Genomic DNA, 20,803 nt, shown 5'->3' on the forward strand with positions numbered 1-20,803 from the left:
GGTGGGGTCGGTCGGCTGGCGGCAAGCGGTTACACAACGGCTACTCGGGCGCCGCCCCGAGGCCTTTCAGGAAGCGGTTACGCAACGGCGGCACTCGGTCAGAGCGGCTGCCTTGCGGCAAGCGGTTACACAACGGCGATGCTCAGACGGAACGTTCACCGGCGGAACCTTCACCGGCAGAGCGTTCACCAGCAGGGCGTTCACCGGCAGGTCGGCGGCGGCCGGAACTCTCCCGCACCACCAGTTCCGGTACGGAGACGGGATGCGGGGCGATCGGCGCGGACTCTTCGAGCACCCCGTGCAGCAGGGCGAACGCGGACCGGCCGAGGCCGGTGAAGTCCATGCGTACGGTCGTCAGCGACGGGGTGAGATAGGCGGAGTGCGGGGCGTCGTCGAACCCGGCCACGCTCACGTCGCCGGGGACGGCCCGGCCCGTCTCGTGGAGGGCGCGGATCACCCCGAGCGCGAGGTCGTCGTTGCCGCACAGGATCGCGGTGACCTGGGGATCCCGGGCGAGTTTCAGGCCCGCCGCATGGCCGCCGGCCGGGCCCCAACGGCCCTGGAGCGGACGGGGTTCGAGGGCTCCGGCCTCCTTCAGCGCCTGTCGCCAGCCGGTGGTGCGGGCGCTGGTGCGCCGGGTGCTGGACGGGATGGCGACGTAGTGCACGGTCTCGTGGCCGAGGGACAGGAGATGGCGGGTCGCTTCGTAGGCGGCCTCGCGGTCGTCGGTCCAGACCCAGGGGCGGTCGCCGCCGGGCGGACTGGTGGGGGTCTCGACCACACCGACGACCGGCAGGTCGGCGGGTACGGCGGCCAGTGCCTTCACGCCGGGCGGATCGTAGGCGATCACGATCAGTCCACCGCTCGCGTCCGCCGCCCGCCGCACCTCGGTGGCGACGGCGGCCTCGTCGGCTGATTCGAGGACACCGATCCCGACCGCGTAGGACTCGGCGCGGGCCGCCTCCTCGATGCCCTGGAGGATCGAGGCGTAGCCGTAGTGGGTGGTGTTGGCGGTGAGGACGGTCACGGCTCTGCTGCGTCCGCTGGCAAGGGCGAGTGCGGTGGCGTTGCGCCGGAAGCCCAGTTCGTCGATGGCGGCGAGCACCCGTTCCCGGGTGGAGGGCTTGACGCTGGGATGGTCGTTGATCACGCGGGAGACGGTCTGGTAGGAGACCCCGGCCGCGGTCGCGACATCCCTGATACTCACCGAGCGCCTTGTGTGACCGGTCACATTCATGCCAGGATTGTGACCGGTCACACAGAGGCCGTCAAGAGAACGTAACGATGGATTCACGCAACAGACGCAAGGCCGCCGGCAGTGGCGGCCATCGGGAGGGGAAGACGTTGACCGTTACGTCGGACACGTCGGACACGTCGGAGACGGCGGGCACGGCCCCCGGAGCCAGTGGGCGGCAGTTCACCTGGGGGCACGGTGCGCTGGAGGCCGGGTTCGCCACCGGACACGACGGGGTCCTGCGGATGGTCCGGCTGGCCCGGCCGCACGCTCAAGTACCGCCCGGCGCAGGAGCCTTCACCGACGAGCCGGCGACCGAATCCGAGGCCGAGGCCACATCGGAGGCCACATCGGAGGCCACATGCGAGTCCTCCGCCTCCGAGTCCGCCGCGGAGGCGCCCCTCCCCCTCGTGGAGCTGACCGCGCTCGGGCACGGCAGCGGCTGGTCGGGGCCGCGCTTCACCGGTACGGCCCTCGGTGCCCGGCTGCGCCACCGCGGCCACACCACCCGGGAACACGACGGCTGGACGTACCTCACGGCCCAACTGCACGACCCTGGAACGGGGTTGACCGCTTTCGTCGAACTCTCCTCGCCCGTCGGGCTGCCGGTGCTGCGCTCCCGCGTCCGCCTCCGCAACGAGGGGGACGAACCCCTCGTCGTCCAGTCCGTCAGCAGTCTGCTGGTCGGCGCTCTCCCCTCCCCCGACGCCCTCGACGTCCACCGTGCCCGCAACGACTGGCTCGCCGAGTGCCGTTGGTACAGCGAGCCGCTGCGCGACACCGTCGCCGACATCCACGCGGCCGCCCATCAGCACGACAGCCGGGCCGCGGTGTCCCTGGCCGGACGCGGCAGCTGGCCCACCGACGGGCACCTCCCGATGGGCGCAGTCACCGAGCGCGGCGGTGGCCGGGCCTGGCTCTGGCAGGTCGAGTCCCCGGCGGGCTGGCGTTGGGACCTGGGCGAACGCGCCGACGGCACGTACGTGGCGCTGAACGGTCCCACGGACGCGGAGCACCAGTGGCGGGTCCGGCTCGCGCCGGGCGCCGAGTTCACCACCGTGCCCGCTGTCCTGGCCCTCGGCTCCGGGCTGGACGACGCGTTCGCCGCCCTGACCTCGTACCGCCGGGCCGTGCGCCGTCCGCACCCGGACCACCGCGCGCTGCCCGTCGTCTTCAACGACTACATGAACACGCTGATGGGCGACCCGACGACGGAGAAGCTGCTGCCGTTGATCGACGCCGCCGCCGAGGCCGGGGCGGAGTACTTCTGCATCGACGCCGGCTGGTACGACGACAGCGCCGAGAGCTGGTGGGACAGCGTCGGCGAGTGGCTGCCCTCGACCCGCCGCTTCCCCGACGGCGGACTCCAGGCCGTCCTGGACCGGATCGCGGAACGCGGCATGGTCCCCGGGCTGTGGCTGGAGCCGGAGGTCGTGGGCGTGCGCAGTCCCGTCGCGGACGCGCTGCCGCCGGACGCCTTCTTCCAGCGCGACGGCCTGCGCGTGACCGAGCAGGGGCGCCACCAGCTGGATCTGCGCCATCCCGCCGCCCGTGCGCACCTCGACAAGGCCGTGGACCGGATCGTCGGCGACTGGGGCGTGGGCTACCTCAAGCTGGACTACAACATCGTGGTCGACCCCGGGACCTGCGCGCCCGGGGACATCGCGCCGGGAGCCGGACTGCTCGGCCACACCCAGGCCTACCTGGACTGGCTGTCCGAGGTGCTGGACCGGCACCCCGGCCTGGTGATCGAGAACTGCGCCTCGGGCGGGATGCGGATGGACGGGGCGACGCTGGCCGTCAGCCAGCTCCAGTCGACCAGCGATCAGCAGGACCCGCTGCGCCTGCCGCCGATCGCCGCCGCCGCGCCGACCGCGGTCCCGCCCGAGCAGGGCGCCGTCTGGGCCTACCCGCAGCCCGGGTTCGACGACGACCTGATCAGCTTCACCCTGGGCGGGGCGCTGCTCGGCCGCATCCATCTCTCCGGCCATCTGAACCGCATGACGCAGCGTCAACTCGGCCTCGTGCGGGACGCGGTGGCCGTGTACAAGACGCTTCGCGCGGACCTGGCGCAGGCGGTGCCGTTCTGGCCGCTCGGTCTGCCCGGGTGGACGGACGACTGGCTGGCCCTGGGGATGCGGGTGCCGGGCGACCGCGCGTCGTACGTCTCGGTCTGGCGCCGTGGCGGGGACGCCGAACTCCAACTTCCCGTGGGTCATTTGGCGGGTCGGGAGGTCCGTGCGGAGGTGTTGCATCCGTCCGCTTCCGTCGCCGGGTCGGCGCGGTGGGACGGCAGCGGACTGCGGGTGTCACTGCCGCGCACACCCGGGGTTCTGTTGATCCGACTCACGTCGGGGGCGTAGCGGGCGTCGGGGCCGCCGATCTTCACGGCGCGGTACGCGCGCGGTTCCGCCGTGCCGTGCGCGCGCTTCGACGGCCCAGGGCCCGCCTCCCGCTTCCCGCCGACGTACCGCACGGAGACGACCGGAGGCAGGGCTCAGTACAGTGCCCGCAACGCGCCGGGCAGGACCGTGGCTGTGACGGGCAGTTCGGCCTCGACCTCGCCGTCGGCGCCGTAGGGGATGTCGCGGTCGGCTTCGATGCGGACCTGGGTGCCGCGCAGGACGCGCACCTCGGGGCGGCGGATGTGGGTGCCGGTCTTGAGTTCGTTCATCAGGGCGAAGAACAGGTGCCGCGGTGCGTGCCGGATCAGCACGATCTCCAGGAGGCCGTCGTCGATCCTGGCGTCGGGGGCGATGATGCGGCCGGAGCCGTAGAAGCCGGAGTTGGCCGCGACGACGGTGTAGCCGCGGTGTGTGTGCTCGGCCCCGTCGACCGTGACGCGGTACCGGGCCGGACGCCAGCCGGCCACCGCGCGGAGGCCTCCGACGTAGTAGGCGGCGGCGCCCCGCAGCAGTCCGGCGTGGTTGGCGTGGCGGTTGGCGACCGCGTCGACTCCCGCGTAGACGCTGCCGAGGACGACGGTGCGGTCGTGGACCGCGGAGCGCACCTCGATGGTGTCGACGGGGCGCGGCTCGGCCTCCAGCAGCACACGGGCCAGGGCGTCCGCTTCGGTGGGCAGTTTCAGTGCCCGTGCGAAGTCGTTGCCGCGCCCTGCCGGTATCAGGCCGAGAACCGTGTCGGTGCCGCTGAGGGCTCCGCCGACGGCGCCGGTGATGCCGTCCCCGCCGACCGCCAGCACGATCCGCCCGCGTTCCCCGGCGGTCCGGGCGAGTTCCTGAGCGTGCTTCAGGCTGTTGCTGTAAACGGTTTCGAGGTCGGCGCCGGCCTCGCGCAGCAGCCGGGCCACCCCGAGGAGGGCCGCCGCGCCCGTGGCGGCGCCTGCGGTGGGGTTGACGACGGCCGTGAACTGTCGCATCGGGTGGGCCTCCGGGCGGTCGGCGGATCGGCGGGCGGGAAGGGGCGCGGGCTGGTTCAGTCTGCGGGAAGCAGGACGCCCGGGTTGAGGACTCCGGCCGGGTCGAGGCGTCGTTTGACGGCCAGCAGGGCGTCGACGGCGAGGTCGCCCGCCTCGCGTACGTACCAGTCGCGGTGGTCGGTGCCCACTCCGTGGTGGTGGGTGATGGTGCCGCCGGCGGCGAGGATCGCGTCGTTGGCGGCGTGCTTGGCGCGGGTCCAGTGGGCGAGGGGGTCATCGCCCTGGGCGCTGACGACGGTGAAGTAGAGGGAGGCGCCGTTCTCGTAGACGTGCGAGACGTGGCACATGACCAGGGGCGGGGTGCCCGCGTCGGCGAGTGTCGCGGTCAGGGCGTCGCGGACGGCGGCGTACAGCTCCGGCAGGCGGGACCAGAACGCGGCGGTCTCCAGGGTCTCGACGAAGGCTCCCGCGTCGAGCAGCGCGTCCCTGAGATAGGGGGCGGAGTAGCGGCCGTGCGCCCAGCGGCGGCCCGGCTCCTCGCCCAGCGGCTCTCCGCCGGCCTCGCGCAGCACCGCGGTCGCCGTCTCGCGGCGGTGGGAGGTGTCCTCCTCGGTGCCCTCGAAGCCCACGACGGCCAGGCAGCCGGCGTTCTGCTGCGCGGCGCCGGAGCCGATGGCGTCGGGCTGAGCCAGGCCGACCAGGGTCTCGGTCTCGTCGGAGAGGCGCAGCACCGTCGGGCGGGGCCCGTCCTGGGCCAGTCGCCGCAGGGCGTCGGCGCCCTGCCGGAAGGTCGGGAAGCGCCAGCCGTCGTAGAGGCGGGCGCGGGGAACGGGACGAACGCGCACGGTGACCGAGGTGATCACGCCGAACGCGCCTTCCGAGCCGAGCAGGAGCTGGCGCAGGTCGGGGCCGGCCGCCGAGCGTGGGGCGCGGCCGGTCTCGACGGTGCCCTGGGGGGTGGCGAGGGTGAGGCCGAGGACCATGTCGTCGAAGCGGCCGTATCCGGCGGAGGCCTGTCCGCTGGAGCGGGTGGCGGCGAATCCGCCGATGGTGGCCCACTCGTAGGACTGGGGGAAGTGGCCGAGGGTGAAGCCGTGTCCGGCGAGCAGTGCCTCGGCGTGCGGGGCGCGCAGGCCGGCCTGGAGGGTGGCGGTCCGCGAGACGGGGTCGACGGCCAGCAGGCCGTCCATGCGGCGCAGGTCGAGGGCGACGAAGGCGCCGCGCCGTGCGGGGGCGAGGCCGCCGACGACCGAGGTGCCGCCGCCGAAGGGCACGACGGCCTGCCCATGGGCGGCGCAGGCTCGCAGCACGGCGAGGACCTCGTCGTGTCCGGCGGGCAGGACCACGGCGGCCGGGAGGTCGTCGACCTCGCCGTCGCGGATGCGCAGCAGGTCGGGGGTGGACTTGCCGCGGGTGTGCCGGATGCGGGTTTCGGCGTCGGTACGGACGTGTTCCGGGTGCCCGCCGACGGCGGCCAGCAGGGCGTCGTGCGTGGCGGCGTCGAGCGGTGCGGCGGGGACGGTGATCTGGTCGAGCGTCACCGGGGCGGCGGCGCGGGGCTTCACGCCGAGCAGGTCGTGCAGCAGCCCGACCACCGTGTCGGGCAGCGGCGTCGCCGCGGCGGGGTCGCCCCAGCCGCTCCACAGCATGTCCATCGGTGTCGTCCTCCCGGTCGGCGGTACGGGACGCCGTCTCGGAACGGCCCCCGCGAGGCGTTACACTGTGACACATGACGCCTATTCGTCACAACCAGTCGGACGGGGACGCGGTGCTCGACGCGGTGCGCGACTGCGTCCTGGCCGTCGGAGTCCGCCGTACGACGCTCACCGACGTGGCCCGCCGGGCGGGGGTCTCCCGCATGACCCTCTACCGGCGCTGGCCCGACGTCCGCTCGCTGGTCGGCGACCTCATGACCCGGGAATGGGTCGGCGTGGCCACCGGCGCCATGCCCGAGCGGCGCGCGGGCACCGACGCCCGGACGCTCCTCGTCGACGGCCTGGTGGCAGGGGTGGCCGCCTTCCGCGACCACCCGCTGTTCCGCAAGATCGTCGACGTGGACCCCGAACTCCTCCTCCCCTACGTCCTCGACCGGCGCGGGGCGAGTCAGGAAGCACTGCTGAAACTGCTCGCCGACGGCCTGCGGGAGGGCCACGCCGACGGCTCGGTGCGGCCCGGCCATCCGGAACGGCAGGCGCGCTCCCTGCTGCTCGTCGTCCAGTCGTTCACCCTGTCGCTGCGGACCATGACCGACGAGGACGACCCGGACCTCGACTCCGCGGCCTTCCTCGGCGAGTTGCGGACCCTTCTGGAGAGGACCCTCACGCCATGAGCCGCACCAGCAGCCCCACCCCGCCCCGGAACACCTCCTCACTGTCGGCCGCCCGCCGCTCGCGGGAACTCGCCGCGACCGTGGGCGGGCCCGCGGTGGACGTCCTGGTCGTCGGTCTGGGCGCCACCGGTGCCGGTGCCGCCCTCGACGCGGCCGCACGGGGACTGACGGTCGCCGCCGTCGACGCCCACGACCTCGCCTTCGGCACCTCGCGCTGGAGTTCCAAGCTCATCCACGGCGGCCTGCGCTATCTCGCCTCCGCACAGTTCGACGTCGCCCACGAGAGCGCGGTGGAACGCGGGCTGCTGATGGAGCACACCGCCCCCCATCTGGTTCGCGCCGAGCCCTTCGTCCTGCCGCTCACCCCGCTCGTCTCGCGCGGCCAGGCCACCCTGGCCTGGGCCGGGTTCCGCGCCGGGGACGCCCTGCGGCTGGCCGCCCGCACCGCACGGGCGACCCTGCCCGCGCCCCGCCGCCTCTCGGCGACGGAGGCCCGCCACCTCGCCCCGGCCGTCCGCCCCGAAGGCCTCCGCGGCGGCCTGCTGTCCTGGGACGGCAAGGTCACCGACGACGCCCGCCTGGTCACCGCCCTCGCCCGGACCGCCGCCGCGCACGGCGCCCGCGTCCTCACCCGCGTCAGAGCACTGCGGCTCACCGGCTCCGGAGCCACCGTCCGCGACGAACTGACCGGCGAGGAAGGCGAGATCCGGGCCCGTACGGTCGTCAACGCCTCCGGCGTCTGGGCCGGCCGCCTGGTCGACGGCATCCGGATACGGCCCTCGCGCGGCACCCACCTCGTCCTCCGCTCCGAGCACCTCGGCGCGCTCCCGGCCGGACTGCACGTCCCGGTCCCCGGGGAGACGAACCGCTTCGTCCTCGTCCTCCCGCAAGGCGACGGCCGCGTCTACGTCGGACTCACGGACGAACCCGTCGACGGCGACCTGCCCGACGTCCCGGCCGCCCCCGAGTCGGACATCGGCTTCCTCCTCGACGTCCTCGGGTGCGTGCTCGACGTCCCCGTCCACCGCTCGGACGTGATCGGCGCCTTCGCCGGGCTGCGCCCCCTGCTGGACTCGGCGGAAACGGGCCGTACCTCGGACATCTCCCGACGGCACGCGGTCATCTGTCAGGACGACGGCGTCGTCACGGTGGTCGGCGGCAAGCTCACGACGTACCGGCGGATGGCCCAGGACGCCGTCGACGCCGCCGTCGCCTCGGGCCGCCTCACCGCCGCCCGCTGCCGCACGGCCCGCCTCCCCCTCGTCGGCGCGGCACCCGCGCGAACGCTGCGGACCGTCGCCGCGCCACGCCGCCTCGTCCAGCGCTACGGCACGGAGGCACCGGACGTCCAGGCCCTCGCCGCCGCCGACCCGCACCTCGCCGAGCCCGTCCTCGCGGGCCACCCCGTCACCGGCGCCGAACTGATGTGGGCCGTCCACCACGAGGGCGCCCTCGACGAGGCCGACCTCCTCGACCGCCGCACCCGCATCGGCCTGGTACCGGCCGACCGCGACCAGGCCGTGGTCACCGTAGGCCGCCTGCTCGGCGAGAGGTCCGGCTGGACGCCCTCCGGGCGGTCCTGAGCCGGGCCCGCGCTCGCGACTTCGCCGACTCGGGGTGCGTGCCGCCTCGGCTCATGCCTCGTCGCCGTGGGTGGGGTGGCCCGTCCGACTGCCTGCGCGCGGTCCGGTCGGGCGGTGGCGACCGGGTTGCCGGCGGCCCTGCTCCGGGCGGCGGCGATACGGTCCCGGGCGTCAAGGTGCCCGGCGAGGACCGTGGCCTCCGCCCGGAGTGCGACGTACCGGTGCAGCCGGCTCCAGGAGACCCACTGCCATGCCCGCGTACGCCCGCGACGGCAAGGTCGCCTGCTTCTTCGAGGGCGCGTACGCCACGCTCGGCTTCAGCGACCGGGCGGACCTCGACGAAGGCCCCCTGTGGCCCACCTCCTACGCCCTGACGCAGCCGACCTCCGGCACGAAGGCGCAGATCATCGAGAGGGCAACATGCTGAAACCGTTTGCGGAACGCTGATTACCGGTACGGGCCGTGCCTTCGGCAGGATGGCCCCATGACCGAGATCCGCACCCCCCGCCTCATCCTCCGTCGCTGGCACGACGACGACCTGGTACCCATGGCCGAGATCAACGCCGACCCCGACGTGATGCGCTGGGTCGACGACGGCTCGGTGCTCGATCCGGACGGGACGGCGGAGGCCATCGAGCAGTGGGAGGAGGAGTGGGACGAGGAGGGCTTCGGCCTCTTCGCGGTCGAGTTGCTGGCCTCGGGTGAGCTGGCCGGCTTCACCGGCCTGTCCGTGCCCGGGTACCTGCCGGAGGTGGCCTCCGAAGTGGCGATCAGCTGGCGGTTCGGTTCACCGTTCTGGGGCCAGGGCTACGCCTCCGAGGCCGCCCAGGCCACGTTGGAGTTCGCCCTCCAGGACCGTGGCCTCGACCGTGTCATCAGCATCTGCCGGGTGGGGGACGAGGCCTCCGAGAACGTCATCCGCAAGCTCGGCATGGTGCCGGAGCGGGTGACCACCCACCCGGTCCACGGCTTCCCGCTGGGCATTCACGCCATCGACCTCACCGAGTACCAGGCGTGAGCGGGCGGAGCGGCGGCCCCGGTCCCGCCTAGGTGGTCTTCGGCGGGCGGACGGACTGCTGGTGGCGGAAGACGTCGTGGGGGTCCCAGCTCGCCTTCGCGCGTTGCAGGCGCTGGTAGTTGTCCTTGTAGTAGAGCTTGTGCCAGGGCTGGCCGGACGTGTTGAGGAGCGGGTCGCCCAGGTCGGTGTCGGGGTAGTTGACGTAGCAGCCGTCGGTGTTCGACGACAGGGACGCGGGCAGGGCGGGGTCGGGCACCGCGGGTACTCCCCCGGTGGACTTGTAGACGTCCCGGTAGAAGTTCTGGATCCAGCGCAGGTGGGGGCCCGCGATCTCCGGGTCCCTGTCGGCGTCCCGGTAGTCGTACACCCCGTTGCCGTCGGCGTCCTTGCCCCAGCTCCAGTACGCCTGGTACTGGAGCTTGAGGACCGAGGACCGCTGCGGCACGGCCGTGTCGCCCGCGGCCACGTCGTTGATCCTCCCGCCGTAGGAGTCGACCTGGAGCAGGGCGTCGGGGTTGCTGTAGTTCGGGTCGGTCACGTGGCGGTGGATCGCGTCGATCTGCTGGTCGGTGAAGCCCTTGGTCATGTAGGCCGACTTGTACTTGCCGCAGCGGTTGGGGCCGGAGTCGTTCAGGCTCTGGGTGGCGGTGAGCCAGGGCAGCAGGGTCGGGATGAACAGGGCGTCCTGCGCCGGGTGTTCACCGATCTGCTTGTCCAGGGCCGTCTCGGTGACGTGGTGCCCGCCGCCGGTGGTGAAGCCTTCGGTGATCCAGTCCAGGAAGGCCTTCAGACGGCCGGGCGCGTCCTTGCCCGTGCCGTCGAGCTGGACGGTCAGACCCACCTTGCCGTTGCTCATGTGGGTGAGCTTGAGGAGGGTGAACATGTCGCGGTAGCCGTTGCGGCGGATGAAGTCGGGGCCGGTGCCGTGGTGTTCGTGCTCGAAGAACTCCCCGTAGCGGCGTACGAGGGACTTGAACAGGTCGGGCCGTTCGCGGAAGTCGTCCCAGGTCCAGGCGACGGACCGGAGCAGTACCTGGGCCGGTGGCGACTGCAGACCGCGGAACCAGTACCTGGTGATGACGCCGAAGTTCCCGCCGCCGCCTCCGGTGTGCGCCCACCACAGGTCGCGCAGCGCGGGGTCCTCGGAGTCCTTGCGGGCCACGGTGCGGCGGGGTGTCCTGCCGTCGGCGGCGGTGACCACCTCGACGGCGTACAGGTAGTCCACGGTCAGTCCGAGCATGCGGGACAGCAGACCGTATCCGCCGCCCGAGATGTGACCGCCGAGTCCGACCGAGTTGCAGGACCCGCCGGGCAGGGCGAGGCCGGTCGACCGGTAGAGCTGGGTGGTGCTGTGCCAGTTCGTCGCCCCTGCCTCGACGCAGTAGGCGTCCATGGAGGCGTCGAAATGGACGCGGTTCATCTGGCTCACGTCGATGATGACGCCGACGTCCTTCGAGGACACGAAGTCCTCGTAGCAGTGGCCGCCCGAGCGCACGGTGATCCGGCGGGTGGCGTTGGCGGGGTCGGCGAGGAACTTGCCGAGTGCCGACTCCACGTCGTCGGTGGACGTGGCGACGACGACGTAGTCGGGGTGGGCGATCCAGCGCTGGTTGAATCCACGGCGCAGCGCGTCGTAACGCGCGTCCCCCGAGCTGACTTCGATCGGACTCACGGACATGACACCTCTCCGGACTTGAGGAACAGCAACTGTGAGTGCACATATCCGAACGTAGAGTCACCGACCGGACGGTGTCCGACGATCCGCCGGGCCCCGGGCGATAAACCCGCACCGCCGGATGTACGGACCCACACCGCCCGCGCGCGACACCGCGCCCGGCCCCGCCGCACACCCGCCGACTCCGGCGCACGCCCCCGGCCCGTCAGCGCCCGACGGGGCCACCCGGCTGTTGCGGACGGGCCATGAGGATGGCGACGTCGTCCCGCGCGGTGTGCGGCAGCATCTGCCCGAGGACGTCGTCGCAGAGTGTCGCGAGTGACCGTCCGGGCGTCCGCAGGGCTCGGGCGAGCCTGTCGAGGCCCTGGTCGAGATCCCGGTCGCGGGCTTCGACGAGACCGTCGGTGTACAGGACCAGCAGGCTGCCCGGCGGCAGCGGGACCTCTTCGGTGCGGAACTCGTGCCCTCCCGTCCCCAGCGGGGTTCCCGGCGGGCCGTCGAGGAAGACGATCGACCCGTCGGGTGCCATCACGGCCGGCGGGGGGTGGCCGGCTCGGGCCACCAGGCATCCGCCGGACGCGGGATCGTGGACGGCGTAGACGCAGGTCGCCATCTCGTCCTCGCCCATGTCGGCCACGACGGCGTCCAGCGAGCGGAGCAGGCGGGCCGGATGCATGTCGTGCCGGGCGAGGGTGCGCACCGCTGTGCGGAGCTGTCCCATGACCGCCGCCGCGTGGATGCCGTGGCCCATGACGTCCCCGATGACGAGTCCGGTCCTGCCTTCGGGCAGCGCGATGACGTCGTACCAGTCGCCGCCGACGTCGTGTTCGCTGGCGGGCAGGTACCGTCCGGTGAGTTCGAGGCCGGGGACGACGGGCAGCGCGCTGTTCGTCAGGCTGCGCTGCAAGGTGATGGCCGCCGCGCGCTGACGGGTGTACATGAGGGCGTTGTCGATGTTCAGGGCGGCGCGCGCGGCCAGTTCGTCGATGAGGACGCAGTCCTGCTCGTCGAAGGGCTCGCGGCTGCGCAGCCGGGTCACGACGACCGCACCGAGCACCTTGCCGCGGGCGACCAGGGGGATCAGCCGGGCGGAGCCGAGGGTCATCAGGTACTCGCGCAGATCGTCGGAGCGGGGGTCGGTGACCAGTGCCGGGACGTCGGAGCGGTACAGGTTCGTGGGCCGCCCCTCGGTGATGACCCGCTCGTACAGGGAGCCGTGCGGGATCTGCGAGGTCGTGCCCGGCACGAGCTTCGCCGTGGGGGCGGAGGGGTCGGGGAAGTGGGCGGCCATGCGCCGGACCACGCCCTGGGTGGAGGCGGCGGACTCGTCGGGCTGCATGACCTCTTCGAGGAGCTGCACGTCGGCGGAGTCGGCGAGCTGGGGCACCAGCATCTGCACGATCTCCTCGGCGGTCTGCCGTAGGTCCAGGGTGGTGCCGATCCGGGTGCCCGCCTCCGCCAGCAGGGCGAAGCGGCGTCTGGCCCGCTCGGCGTCGGCCTCGGCGCGCTGGCTCTCGGTGACGTCGATGAGGGAGGCGATCAGGCCCAGTGTCCGGCCGGTGCCGTCGACGAGGGGGGCGTAGGAGCAGGACCAGGTCCGGTCGTGGTCGGGGTCCGACGCGGTGCGTCCGGTACGGCGGACGTCGACGACGGCGGTGCCCCGGTCCAGGACCTTCCTCATCGTCGACTCCAGTGCCACGGCGTTGACGTCGGGCACGACCTCGGTGAGGCGTTTGCCCACGTGGTCGGCGGCGGAGAGGCCGTTCATCCGGGCGAGGGCGTCGTTGACCCGCAGGAAGCGCAGATCGGTGCCGAGGGTGGCCAGGCCGATGGGTGACTGGCTGAAGAGGCTCTCCAGAGCCGCCAGCGAATCCCGCATGCGCAGGACCTGGGAGGTCTCGACGGCGATCAGCAGTGCGCCGGCCCGTCCGCGCGCGTCGGCGGCGGGGACGATCCACATCTCCATCGTCACCTGGTGGCCGTCGCGGTGGCGCACCCACAGGGTTCCGACCACGGTTTCCCCGGCGTGGACGCGGCGGGTCAGCTGGTCGGCGAGTTCACCGTTGCCCTCGGGGACGAGCAGGGCCGAGGCGGGCCGGTCGAGTACGTCCTCGGGCCGGTAGCCGAGCAGGTCCTGGGCGGCGAGCGACCACTCCGCGATGCGTCCGTCCGCGTCTTCCCGCCACAGTGCGATCGGCAGCAGTTCGCGCAGCACACCCGCGTACCCGACAGCCGAGGAGGGCTGTTCCGGCACCGGTCCCGCCGTCTGGTGAGCGTCCACCGCACGACCTAACCACCAGGCAACATTTCATATGGAATCACCCTATCCGGAACGGCCGGGTTCACCATGCGGCACACCCGCCCCTGACCGGAGGTGCAGGGCCACGTGCTGGCCATACAGCCCCTTTCGGGCGATATCGGAATTATCGACTTATGCTGACGTCGGGAGGGCTCGGTAAGTCGAGAGGCCGGTCCGTCGACCGGCGGGAAGCGAGCTTCCATGGCTGAGCGATTGAAAAGGTCGGGACTGGTCGGCGAACTGTCGGCCGAGTTCGCCGGCACGATGGTGCTCATCCTCTTCGGATGCGGTGTCGTCGCCCAAGTGGTCGCCGGCGGGGCCCTGACGACACCGCCGGGCGGCCTCGGAAACCACGACAGCATCGCCTGGGCCTGGGGCATCGGCGTCACCCTGGGCGTCTACGTCGCGGCCCGGCTGAGCGGCGCCCACCTCAACCCCGCGGTCACCGTCGCGCTGGCGGCTTTCAAGGGGTTCCCGTGGCGGAAGGTCGCGCCGTACGCGGTGGCGCAGACGGCGGGCGCCTTCGTGGCGGCCCTCATCGTCCGCTGGAACTACACCGAGGCACTGGCGAAGGCCGACCCCGGTCACACGATCAAGACACAGGGTGTGTTCTCCACACTCCCCGCCAACGGCAACACGAACCTTCCGGTGCACGAGTGGGGCGCCTTCCGCGACCAGATCATCGGCACGGCCCTCCTGCTGTTGCTGATCCTGGCCGTCACGGACCTGCTCAACAACCCGCCGGCCGCGAACCTGGCCCCGTTCATCGTGGGTTTGATCGTCGTGGCCATCGGCATGGCGTGGGGCACCAACGCCGGTTACGCGATCAACCCGGCACGTGACTTCGGTCCCCGGCTGGCCAGCTTCTTCACCGGCTACGGCGGAGCGTGGCGAGATCAGTACGGGAACATCTACTTCTGGGTGCCGATCCTGGGCCCCCTGATCGGCGGTCTGCTCGGCGCCGGCCTGTACAAGGCGTTCATCGGCCGGTTCCTGCCGACGGCGGAGCCGGAGCCTCCGGGCCGTGTCCCCGCACCCGACCAAACGCGCTGACACCCGCAACTCGAGCGCCGACACCCGCAGCAAAGGCGGCAACCCATGGCTGACTTCGTGGGCGCGGTGGACCAAGGCACCACCAGCACCCGATTCATGATCTTCGACCACGCCGGGAACGAGGTGGCGAAGCACCAGTTGGAGCACGCCCAGATCCTTCCGCGGTCCGGCTGGGTCGAACACGACCCGGTGGAGATCTGGGAACGCACCAACTCCGTGATGCAGAACGCCCTGCGGCACGGCAACCTGTCCCCGGACGACCTGGCCGCGATCGGCATCACCAACCAGCGGGAGACCACGGTGGTGTGGGATCCGCGCAACGGACGCCCGTACTACAACGCCATCGTCTGGCAGGACACCCGCACCGACTCCATCGCCGCGGCCCTGGAACGCTCGGGCAAGGGCGAGGTCATCCGCCGCAAGGCGGGCCTGCCCCCGGCGACCTACTTCTCCGGCGGCAAGATCCAGTGGATCCTGGAGAACGTCGACGGGGTCCGCGAGGCCGCCGAACAGGGCCACGCCCTCTTCGGCAACACCGACAGCTGGGTCCTGTGGAACCTCACGGGAGGCCCCGACGGCGGCATCCACGCCACCGACGTCACCAACGCCAGCCGGACCATGCTGATGGACCTGGAGACCCTGGACTGGGACGACGAACTGCTGGGCTTCTTCCGGATCCCCCGGGCCATGCTGCCCACCATCAACGCCTCCTCCCACCGCGAGGCGTACGGCGTCACGCGCACCTCCCGGCCACTGCGCGCCGCCATCCCCATCACCGGGGTGCTCGGCGACCAGCAGGCGGCCACGGTGGGCCAGGTCTGCTACGCCCCCGGCGAAGCCAAGAACACCTACGGCACCGGCAACTTCCTGGTCCTCAACACCGGTACCGAGCTGGTGCGTTCGCAGCACGGCCTGCTCACCACGGTGGCGTACCGGTTCGGCGACGAGCCGGCGATCTACGCCCTGGAGGGGTCCATCGCGGTCACCGGGTCCGCGGTGCAGTGGCTGCGCGACCAGATGAAGATCATCAGCAGTGCCGCCGAGAGCGAGACGCTGGCCCGCACGGTCGAGGACAACGGCGGCATGTACTTCGTCCCCGCGTTCTCCGGCCTGTTCGCTCCCTACTGGCGCTCCGACGCCCGCGGCGCGATCGTCGGCCTGGCCCGCTACAACGACAACGGTCATCTGGCCCGCGCCACCCTGGAGTCGATCTGCTACCAGAGCCGTGACGTCGTCGAGGCCATGGAGCAGGACTCCGGGGTCCACCTCGACGTCCTCAAGGTCGACGGCGGTGTCACGGCCAACGACCTGTGCATGCAGATCCAGGCCGACGTCCTCGGGGTCCCCGTCAGCCGCCCGGTCGTCGCCGAGACCACCGCGCTCGGCGCCGCCTACGCGGCGGGTCTGGCGATCGGCTTCTGGCGCGACACCGACGAACTGCGCACCCACTGGCAGGAGTCCGAGCGCTGGCAGCCCCAGTGGTCGGAAGAACAGCGCGCGGAGGGCTACGCGGGCTGGAAGAAGGCGGTGGAACGCACGCTGGACTGGGCCAAGGTCGATTAGGAGTCCTTCGGGCGCCCCTTCCGGAAAGCCCTCCTGAGCCGGGACCGACAGCATGCGCCGGTCCCGGCTCAGGTACGGTCTCTGCCTGTCCGGGGCAGACGGACAGGCAGAGACCCGGAGGCAGCTCCGGCCGAGCGCAGGGAGCCTGTCCGCGATGGGAACCGCCGTCCACGTACCGCAGACCAGAGACATGATCGGGGAGGAACTGTCCGGCGACGAGGCGCTGACCGCGCTGCGCCGCTACGGCGGCGTACCCCTGCTCCTCGACTCGTTCACCCGGTTCCGGTACGCCGACGGCTTCACCAACGCGCGGGCGCTCGCCTTCCAGGTCGTACTGGGTCTGCTGCCCTTCACCCTGGCCCTGGTGGGCCTGGCGACGTCCGTGCACACCGACTCGGTGGGCCAGGTCATCGAACAGACGCTCGGTGACATCGTGCCCGGTACCGGTACCGACCTCCTCGACGACGCGTTCGCCGGGACGCGGCGCAGCGCGCACGGCGACCTGTGGAGCACCCTCGCGCTCTGGCTCGGCCTGGCGTTCGCCATGCTGAACCTCGCCTCCGCGATGGCCCAGATAGAGCGGGGCGCCAACCGTATCTACGGCATCGAGCGCGACCGCCCCTTCCCCCGCAAGTACGGACGCGCGCTCCTGCTGTCCGTCGCGGCCGGGATGCCGCTGGTGCTCGGGTTCGTGGCACTCGTGGCCGGCGGGCCGCTCGGCGACGCCGTCGCCGAGACCCTCGGCACCGGCTCCGGCGGGCACCGCTGGTGGGACGCGCTGCGGATCCCCGTGGGTCTGGCGCTCGCGTGGATCGCCTCCGCCGCCATCTTCCGGTGGTCTCCGCGCCGCAGGCAGCCCGGCTACACCTGGCTCGCCTTCGGCAGCGCGGTGCACCTGGTCCTGTGGGTCGGGGCCACCTGGCTGCTGTCGCTCTACGTCGGGAAGAGCGCCTCGTTCGGCGCCGTGTACGGTCCGCTCACCGCCTTCGTCGCACTGCTCCTGTGGGCCAATGTGACCGCGATCGCCCTGTTCCTCGGCATCGCCTTCGCCGCCCAGCTGGAGGCGGCACGCGCCGGGATCGAGGCCCCCGTCCGTCCCGACCCGGGGCCGGGCACCTGAGACCTCGCCGCCTACCAGCGGGGCGGTGGACACGACACACCGCACCGCTGCCCGGGTCGTCCGCCTGGACGGCGCGCATCGCGTGCTTGTGCTGCGCCGGCGTGATCCGTTCGACGGGACCCGGCTCCCGGAGCCGCCCGGTGGCGGCATCGAGCCGGGCGGGACACCGCTGGAGGCGCCGCGACGCGAACCGGCCCAGGAGACCGGGCTCGACCCGGCCGCGGTCATCGACCGGTGGACGGCCGTCGACCGGGACGTGTGGGGGAAGGGCGAGCGGTACGTCGGGACGGAGCACTTCTTCCTCCCGCTGTTCACCGCCGAGGGGCCGCCTCCCGTACGGACGCGTCTCCTCCCCGACGAGCGGGCAGCCCTGGACACGCACCGCCGGGTCGCGTGGCCGGAGCCGCGCTCGCTGCCGGACCGGGTCGAGCCGCCGCGACCGACAGCGGTCCTCGGCGCCCTGGTGCCGGACGGGCCGTGGGGGCGGTCGGCGGGTGAGAGCGGGGCGCGACCTGGCCGCCCGGCCGCCGCCGGGCCGGTGGGCGGTCGCCGCGGGTGGTGGGCCGGCGCCGGCTCAGATGCCGCAGGTCGGTGCGGACCAGTACGGCGACGGGTCGAGGGCCACGTGGGTGTGGTCGTTGTGGCCGGGGTAGCCCGGACCGAGGATCTCCGAGAAGCCGTGCGTCCTGGCCTGCTGGGCGAGTCGGCACAGGGTCGGGGAGCCGGTGAGGTCGGCGGCGTCGCCGTAGAGGTGGCGGCTGGTGGACGATCCGCCGACCGCGTTGTTGCAGGCGTAGGACCGGAAGCCGCTGGAGACGGTGACGGGTACGTCGCCGAGGGCGTGCCGCATCGCCTCCAGCTTCCACATCGTCTTCAGGGCGTTCGCCTTGGCGGTGGCGGCAGAGACCGCGCCGCCGGACCAGTCGGAGTTGCACCTGTTGAGTTCTGCGTAGCCGAAGTGGACCGGTGTGCAGTCCGCGTCCTGGAGGGCGTAGATCTTGCTGAAGGTCTGCGCTCCCGCGACGCCGTCCGCGGTCAGCCCGTACGCGGCCTGGAACTTCTTGACGGCGGCGGTCGTCCGCGCGCCGAACCGGCCGTCGTAGGAGAGCCGTTCGCCCGAGGTCACCCAGCCCGCGACGCGGATCTGGAGCTGGGTGACGTCGCCTCCGGAGGACCCCTCGGTCAGGGTGCGGCTCCACGTGTAGCACTCGTCGGCGTGCGCGGTGCCCGAGGTGGCGCCCACCCCGATCACCGCACCAGTCATGATCATGACAAAAGAGACAAGCAGACGTGACACGCGTCTGAACATCCCGGCCTCCCGACCGTCGACTCCCGTACCGACCGGCCGCCGCCGTCTCGACAGCGGCCCGTGCACAGCGTGGAGCACCGTACTACGCGCGTCAACGGTGCCGAGGCACGGCGGCGCCGAAAGCGTTTCCGTCGACTTCTCCCCCGCCGAGCCCGGCACCGAGGACAGCGAACGTGCGATGTGCCGCCCGACGGCATGCATGATGGGCGGGATGGACGACAATCCCCTCCCGAACCCCCTCGCACACCCTCACCTGGACCCACTGGGGGACGACGACTTCCCCCTGGTCCACCGGGAGCCCGCTCCCGAGCGGTACGGACGCCTCCGTGTGCGGTCCAGCGACCTCCGCCCCGCCGAGTGGCTCACCGAACGGGCCCCCGGGTACGGCGGCTTCGGGACCGTGGCGGCTGTCGCCGCGCCCGGGTTCGCCGCCTACGCCCGGGTGCTGCATCCGGCGTCGCTGGACGAACGGCCGGTGCCGTGGGCGGCGGTGGCCGCGGCCCTGGGGCGGGTCGTGGAACCCGACACCGCCTGGCACGAGGTGATCGGCATGGACCTCGACCACCTCGACGCCTCCGAGTACGGCCTGCCCGGCGTCTGGGACGAGCATCCCGCGGAAGGGCCGACCCCGCCCGCGGTCGCCCTGTCCCTCGTCCCCGTCCTGGCCCGCCACACCCGGGCCTCCGAGCACTGCTGGTTCGGGCTGTGGAACGGTTACGGCCGCTGGGACTTCGACCGGTTCCCCTCGTTCGAGACCCCCGGCCGGGACGAGGTGCTCCTCTCCGGCACCCTCGCGGAGGCCGTCAGCCCGGTCGAGCTGGACGAGTTCGCCGAACTGCCCGACCTGTGGTGGCCCGACGACCGTGCCTGGTGCCTGGGCGGTGACGTGGACCTGATGAGCACGTACGTCGGCGGGTCCCCCGAGCTGATCGCCGACCTGCTGGCCACCGCGGACCTGGAGGTCCACCCGGTCACCGCCGGCGACAGAGTGGGCTGACGACGACCGCACGCCGCACGCGGCGGCGCCGCCTCCCCGGAACGCAGGGACGGCGCCGCGTCGTTCCCTTCCGGCCCCCGGACCAGCCGGCCGACGAAGCCGACCGGACCGGCGAGGACGTCGAGATTCCCCTGACTGCACTCCATCAGTGCTGCCGGAACTGGACGCCGGTCGGTTGCAGGACGTCCGCGCGCACCGGGATGCCGTCGAGCTGGAGCTGTTCGCCGTAGATGTCGGTGATCCGGAGAGCGCCGCCGCAGCCGGTGCCCTGTTCGGAGAGGAAGTAGTTGAACTCGGCGCGCGGCAGCGGACGCCAGGCACCGTCGGCCCTGACCTCCAGTCGCGCCACCGGGTTGCGGTGGCCGACGACCTGGATCCCGCACCAGTACTGGGTGGAACCGGTCTTGTAACGGACCGCGACGGTGTCGGAGGTGCTGGGGCTCAACAGGCTCCACGTGATGGAGAGTTCCCCGGCCGACAGGGCGCCCAGCTTCGCGAACGCCTGCTTGCTGAGGTCGAGTTGGCCGGGTGCGCAAGGCAGCGGGCACTCGTTGGTGACCTTGACCGTGACGGAGGCTCCGCTCACCGCGCGGACGCGGATGTAGGCCCCGCACGCCTTGGACGTCTCGTAGTCGGTGTGGTTCATCGCCGCGATCATGAGGCCGTCGCTCGGGCCGAACAGGCAGGCGCCGTCGCCGTCTCCGGCGTCGTAGTGGGTGGCGAGTCCGCGATAGGTGACACCGGGACGGATCCGGCCCGCGGACGGCACCTCCGCGACGACCGCCCGTGCCGGGTCCGAGGCCGACGCGCGCGCTCCCGGAGTCGCGGCGGGGGTCTTCGACGGGCTCGCGCCGGAGGTCGCCGTGGGCGTGGCGGAGGACGGGGAGGGGGAGGGAGAGGGGGAAGGTGACCGGGACGGCTTCTGCCGCGCGGTGCTTGACGGGGCGTCGGCGGCGGGGGCCGCGACGGTCCTTCCCGGGTCGCTGCCGCCGTCGGGGCGCAGTGCCATCACCAGGCAGAGGAGAACGCCCGTGGCGGCCAGCGCCGCGGTCGCCGTCGTCCACGGTCCGCGCCTGCTCGTGCGCCGGCGGCGGCTCGCGGCGTGCCTCGTAACCTTCATGTCCGTCCGTTCGGAAGAGCGGGTCGATTTCACATCACCGCAGTCGCCGCCCGACGCGAAAAGGTTGCCGCCGTCTTCTGCCACGCTTTCCGGTGCTGTCCGCCGCGCGACATGCCTCACATCG

General features: G+C 72.4%; 15 protein-coding genes and 2 pseudogenes. 10 read left to right on the plus strand and 7 right to left on the minus strand.

Features of this window, described 5'->3' with window-relative positions; translation table 11 throughout:
* Positions 1 to 142: 142 nt before the first annotated feature.
* Positions 143 to 1,258 (minus strand): LacI family DNA-binding transcriptional regulator, encoded by a 1,116-nt coding sequence (locus ACFWJX_RS09245; protein ID WP_383239145.1) that lies wholly within the window; start codon positions 1,256 to 1,258, stop codon positions 143 to 145.
* Positions 1,259 to 1,344: 86 nt separating this feature from the next.
* Here ACFWJX_RS09245 and ACFWJX_RS09250 point away from each other — a divergent pair, with 86 nt between their 5' ends.
* Positions 1,345 to 3,597, plus strand: a complete 2,253-nt coding sequence (locus tag ACFWJX_RS09250; protein ID WP_383239148.1) for a glycoside hydrolase family 36 protein — start codon at positions 1,345 to 1,347, stop codon at positions 3,595 to 3,597.
* Between the two features lie 134 nt (positions 3,598 to 3,731).
* Here ACFWJX_RS09250 and ACFWJX_RS09255 read toward each other — a convergent pair whose 3' ends face one another.
* Positions 3,732 to 4,613 carry a diacylglycerol/lipid kinase family protein gene (locus tag ACFWJX_RS09255; protein ID WP_383239150.1) on the minus strand — a complete coding sequence of 294 codons (882 nt, stop codon included), beginning with the start codon at positions 4,611 to 4,613 and terminating at the stop codon, positions 3,732 to 3,734.
* A gap of 56 nt (positions 4,614 to 4,669) precedes the next feature.
* Complete coding sequence (locus tag ACFWJX_RS09260; RefSeq protein ID WP_383239153.1) at positions 4,670 to 6,268, minus strand: FAD-binding oxidoreductase; 1,599 nt, start codon at positions 6,266 to 6,268, stop codon at positions 4,670 to 4,672.
* Between the two features lie 74 nt (positions 6,269 to 6,342).
* Here ACFWJX_RS09260 and ACFWJX_RS09265 point away from each other — a divergent pair, with 74 nt between their 5' ends.
* From ACFWJX_RS09265 to ACFWJX_RS09280, 4 genes and pseudogenes are all read left to right on the plus strand, one after another.
* Positions 6,343 to 6,942 carry a TetR/AcrR family transcriptional regulator gene (locus ACFWJX_RS09265; RefSeq protein WP_383239156.1) on the plus strand — a complete coding sequence of 200 codons (600 nt, stop codon included), beginning with the start codon at positions 6,343 to 6,345 and terminating at the stop codon, positions 6,940 to 6,942.
* Positions 6,939 to 8,525 carry a glycerol-3-phosphate dehydrogenase/oxidase gene (locus ACFWJX_RS09270; RefSeq protein WP_383239159.1) on the plus strand — a complete coding sequence of 529 codons (1,587 nt, stop codon included), beginning with the start codon at positions 6,939 to 6,941 and terminating at the stop codon, positions 8,523 to 8,525. The genes ACFWJX_RS09265 and ACFWJX_RS09270 overlap by 4 nt, the downstream gene beginning before the upstream one ends.
* A 250-nt stretch (positions 8,526 to 8,775) precedes the next feature.
* Positions 8,776 to 8,952 (plus strand): annotated as a pseudogene (locus ACFWJX_RS09275) (hypothetical protein); the annotation flags it as partial.
* A gap of 57 nt (positions 8,953 to 9,009) precedes the next feature.
* Complete coding sequence (locus ACFWJX_RS09280; protein ID WP_383239162.1) at positions 9,010 to 9,543, plus strand: GNAT family N-acetyltransferase; 534 nt, start codon at positions 9,010 to 9,012, stop codon at positions 9,541 to 9,543.
* A gap of 28 nt (positions 9,544 to 9,571) precedes the next feature.
* Here ACFWJX_RS09280 and ACFWJX_RS09285 read toward each other — a convergent pair whose 3' ends face one another.
* On the minus strand, positions 9,572 to 11,221 hold the full coding sequence (locus ACFWJX_RS09285; RefSeq protein WP_383239167.1) for an FAD-binding oxidoreductase: 1,650 nt from the start codon (positions 11,219 to 11,221) through the stop codon (positions 9,572 to 9,574).
* Between the two features lie 202 nt (positions 11,222 to 11,423).
* Positions 11,424 to 13,499, minus strand: coding sequence for a SpoIIE family protein phosphatase (locus ACFWJX_RS09290; RefSeq protein ID WP_383239170.1), 2,076 nt, complete (start codon positions 13,497 to 13,499; stop codon positions 11,424 to 11,426).
* 219 nt (positions 13,500 to 13,718) lie between these two features.
* Here ACFWJX_RS09290 and ACFWJX_RS09295 point away from each other — a divergent pair, with 219 nt between their 5' ends.
* The 4 genes and pseudogenes from ACFWJX_RS09295 to ACFWJX_RS09310 all read left to right on the plus strand — a co-directional run.
* The gene (locus tag ACFWJX_RS09295; RefSeq protein ID WP_383239173.1) at positions 13,719 to 14,570 is read left to right on the plus strand and encodes an MIP/aquaporin family protein; all 852 of its coding nucleotides are present in this window, start codon (positions 13,719 to 13,721) and stop codon (positions 14,568 to 14,570) included.
* Between the two features lie 45 nt (positions 14,571 to 14,615).
* The gene (gene glpK, locus ACFWJX_RS09300; RefSeq protein ID WP_383239176.1) at positions 14,616 to 16,133 is read left to right on the plus strand and encodes a glycerol kinase GlpK; all 1,518 of its coding nucleotides are present in this window, start codon (positions 14,616 to 14,618) and stop codon (positions 16,131 to 16,133) included.
* Positions 16,134 to 16,287: 154 nt separating this feature from the next.
* Entirely contained in the window at positions 16,288 to 17,253 is a 966-nt protein-coding gene (locus tag ACFWJX_RS09305) for a YihY/virulence factor BrkB family protein (RefSeq protein ID WP_383239179.1), read from the plus strand.
* Positions 17,254 to 17,278: 25 nt separating this feature from the next.
* Positions 17,279 to 17,656, plus strand: a pseudogene (locus ACFWJX_RS09310) (NUDIX domain-containing protein); the annotation flags it as partial.
* 171 nt (positions 17,657 to 17,827) lie between these two features.
* Here the strand turns inward: ACFWJX_RS09310 and ACFWJX_RS09315 are convergent.
* Positions 17,828 to 18,562 (minus strand): D-Ala-D-Ala carboxypeptidase family metallohydrolase, encoded by a 735-nt coding sequence (locus tag ACFWJX_RS09315; RefSeq protein ID WP_383239182.1) that lies wholly within the window; start codon positions 18,560 to 18,562, stop codon positions 17,828 to 17,830.
* 211 nt (positions 18,563 to 18,773) lie between these two features.
* Between ACFWJX_RS09315 and ACFWJX_RS09320 the strand changes: the two genes are divergently transcribed.
* The gene (locus ACFWJX_RS09320) at positions 18,774 to 19,559 is read left to right on the plus strand and encodes a hypothetical protein (RefSeq protein ID WP_383239185.1); all 786 of its coding nucleotides are present in this window, start codon (positions 18,774 to 18,776) and stop codon (positions 19,557 to 19,559) included.
* Between the two features lie 145 nt (positions 19,560 to 19,704).
* On the opposite strand, the gene ACFWJX_RS09325 is transcribed toward ACFWJX_RS09320, so the two are convergent.
* The gene (locus ACFWJX_RS09325) at positions 19,705 to 20,679 is read right to left on the minus strand and encodes an expansin EXLX1 family cellulose-binding protein (protein WP_383239188.1); all 975 of its coding nucleotides are present in this window, start codon (positions 20,677 to 20,679) and stop codon (positions 19,705 to 19,707) included.
* Positions 20,680 to 20,803 lie beyond the last annotated feature (124 nt).

This window comes from Streptomyces sp. NPDC058335, from assembly GCF_042723915.1.
Classification (GTDB): domain Bacteria; phylum Actinomycetota; class Actinomycetes; order Streptomycetales; family Streptomycetaceae; genus Streptomyces.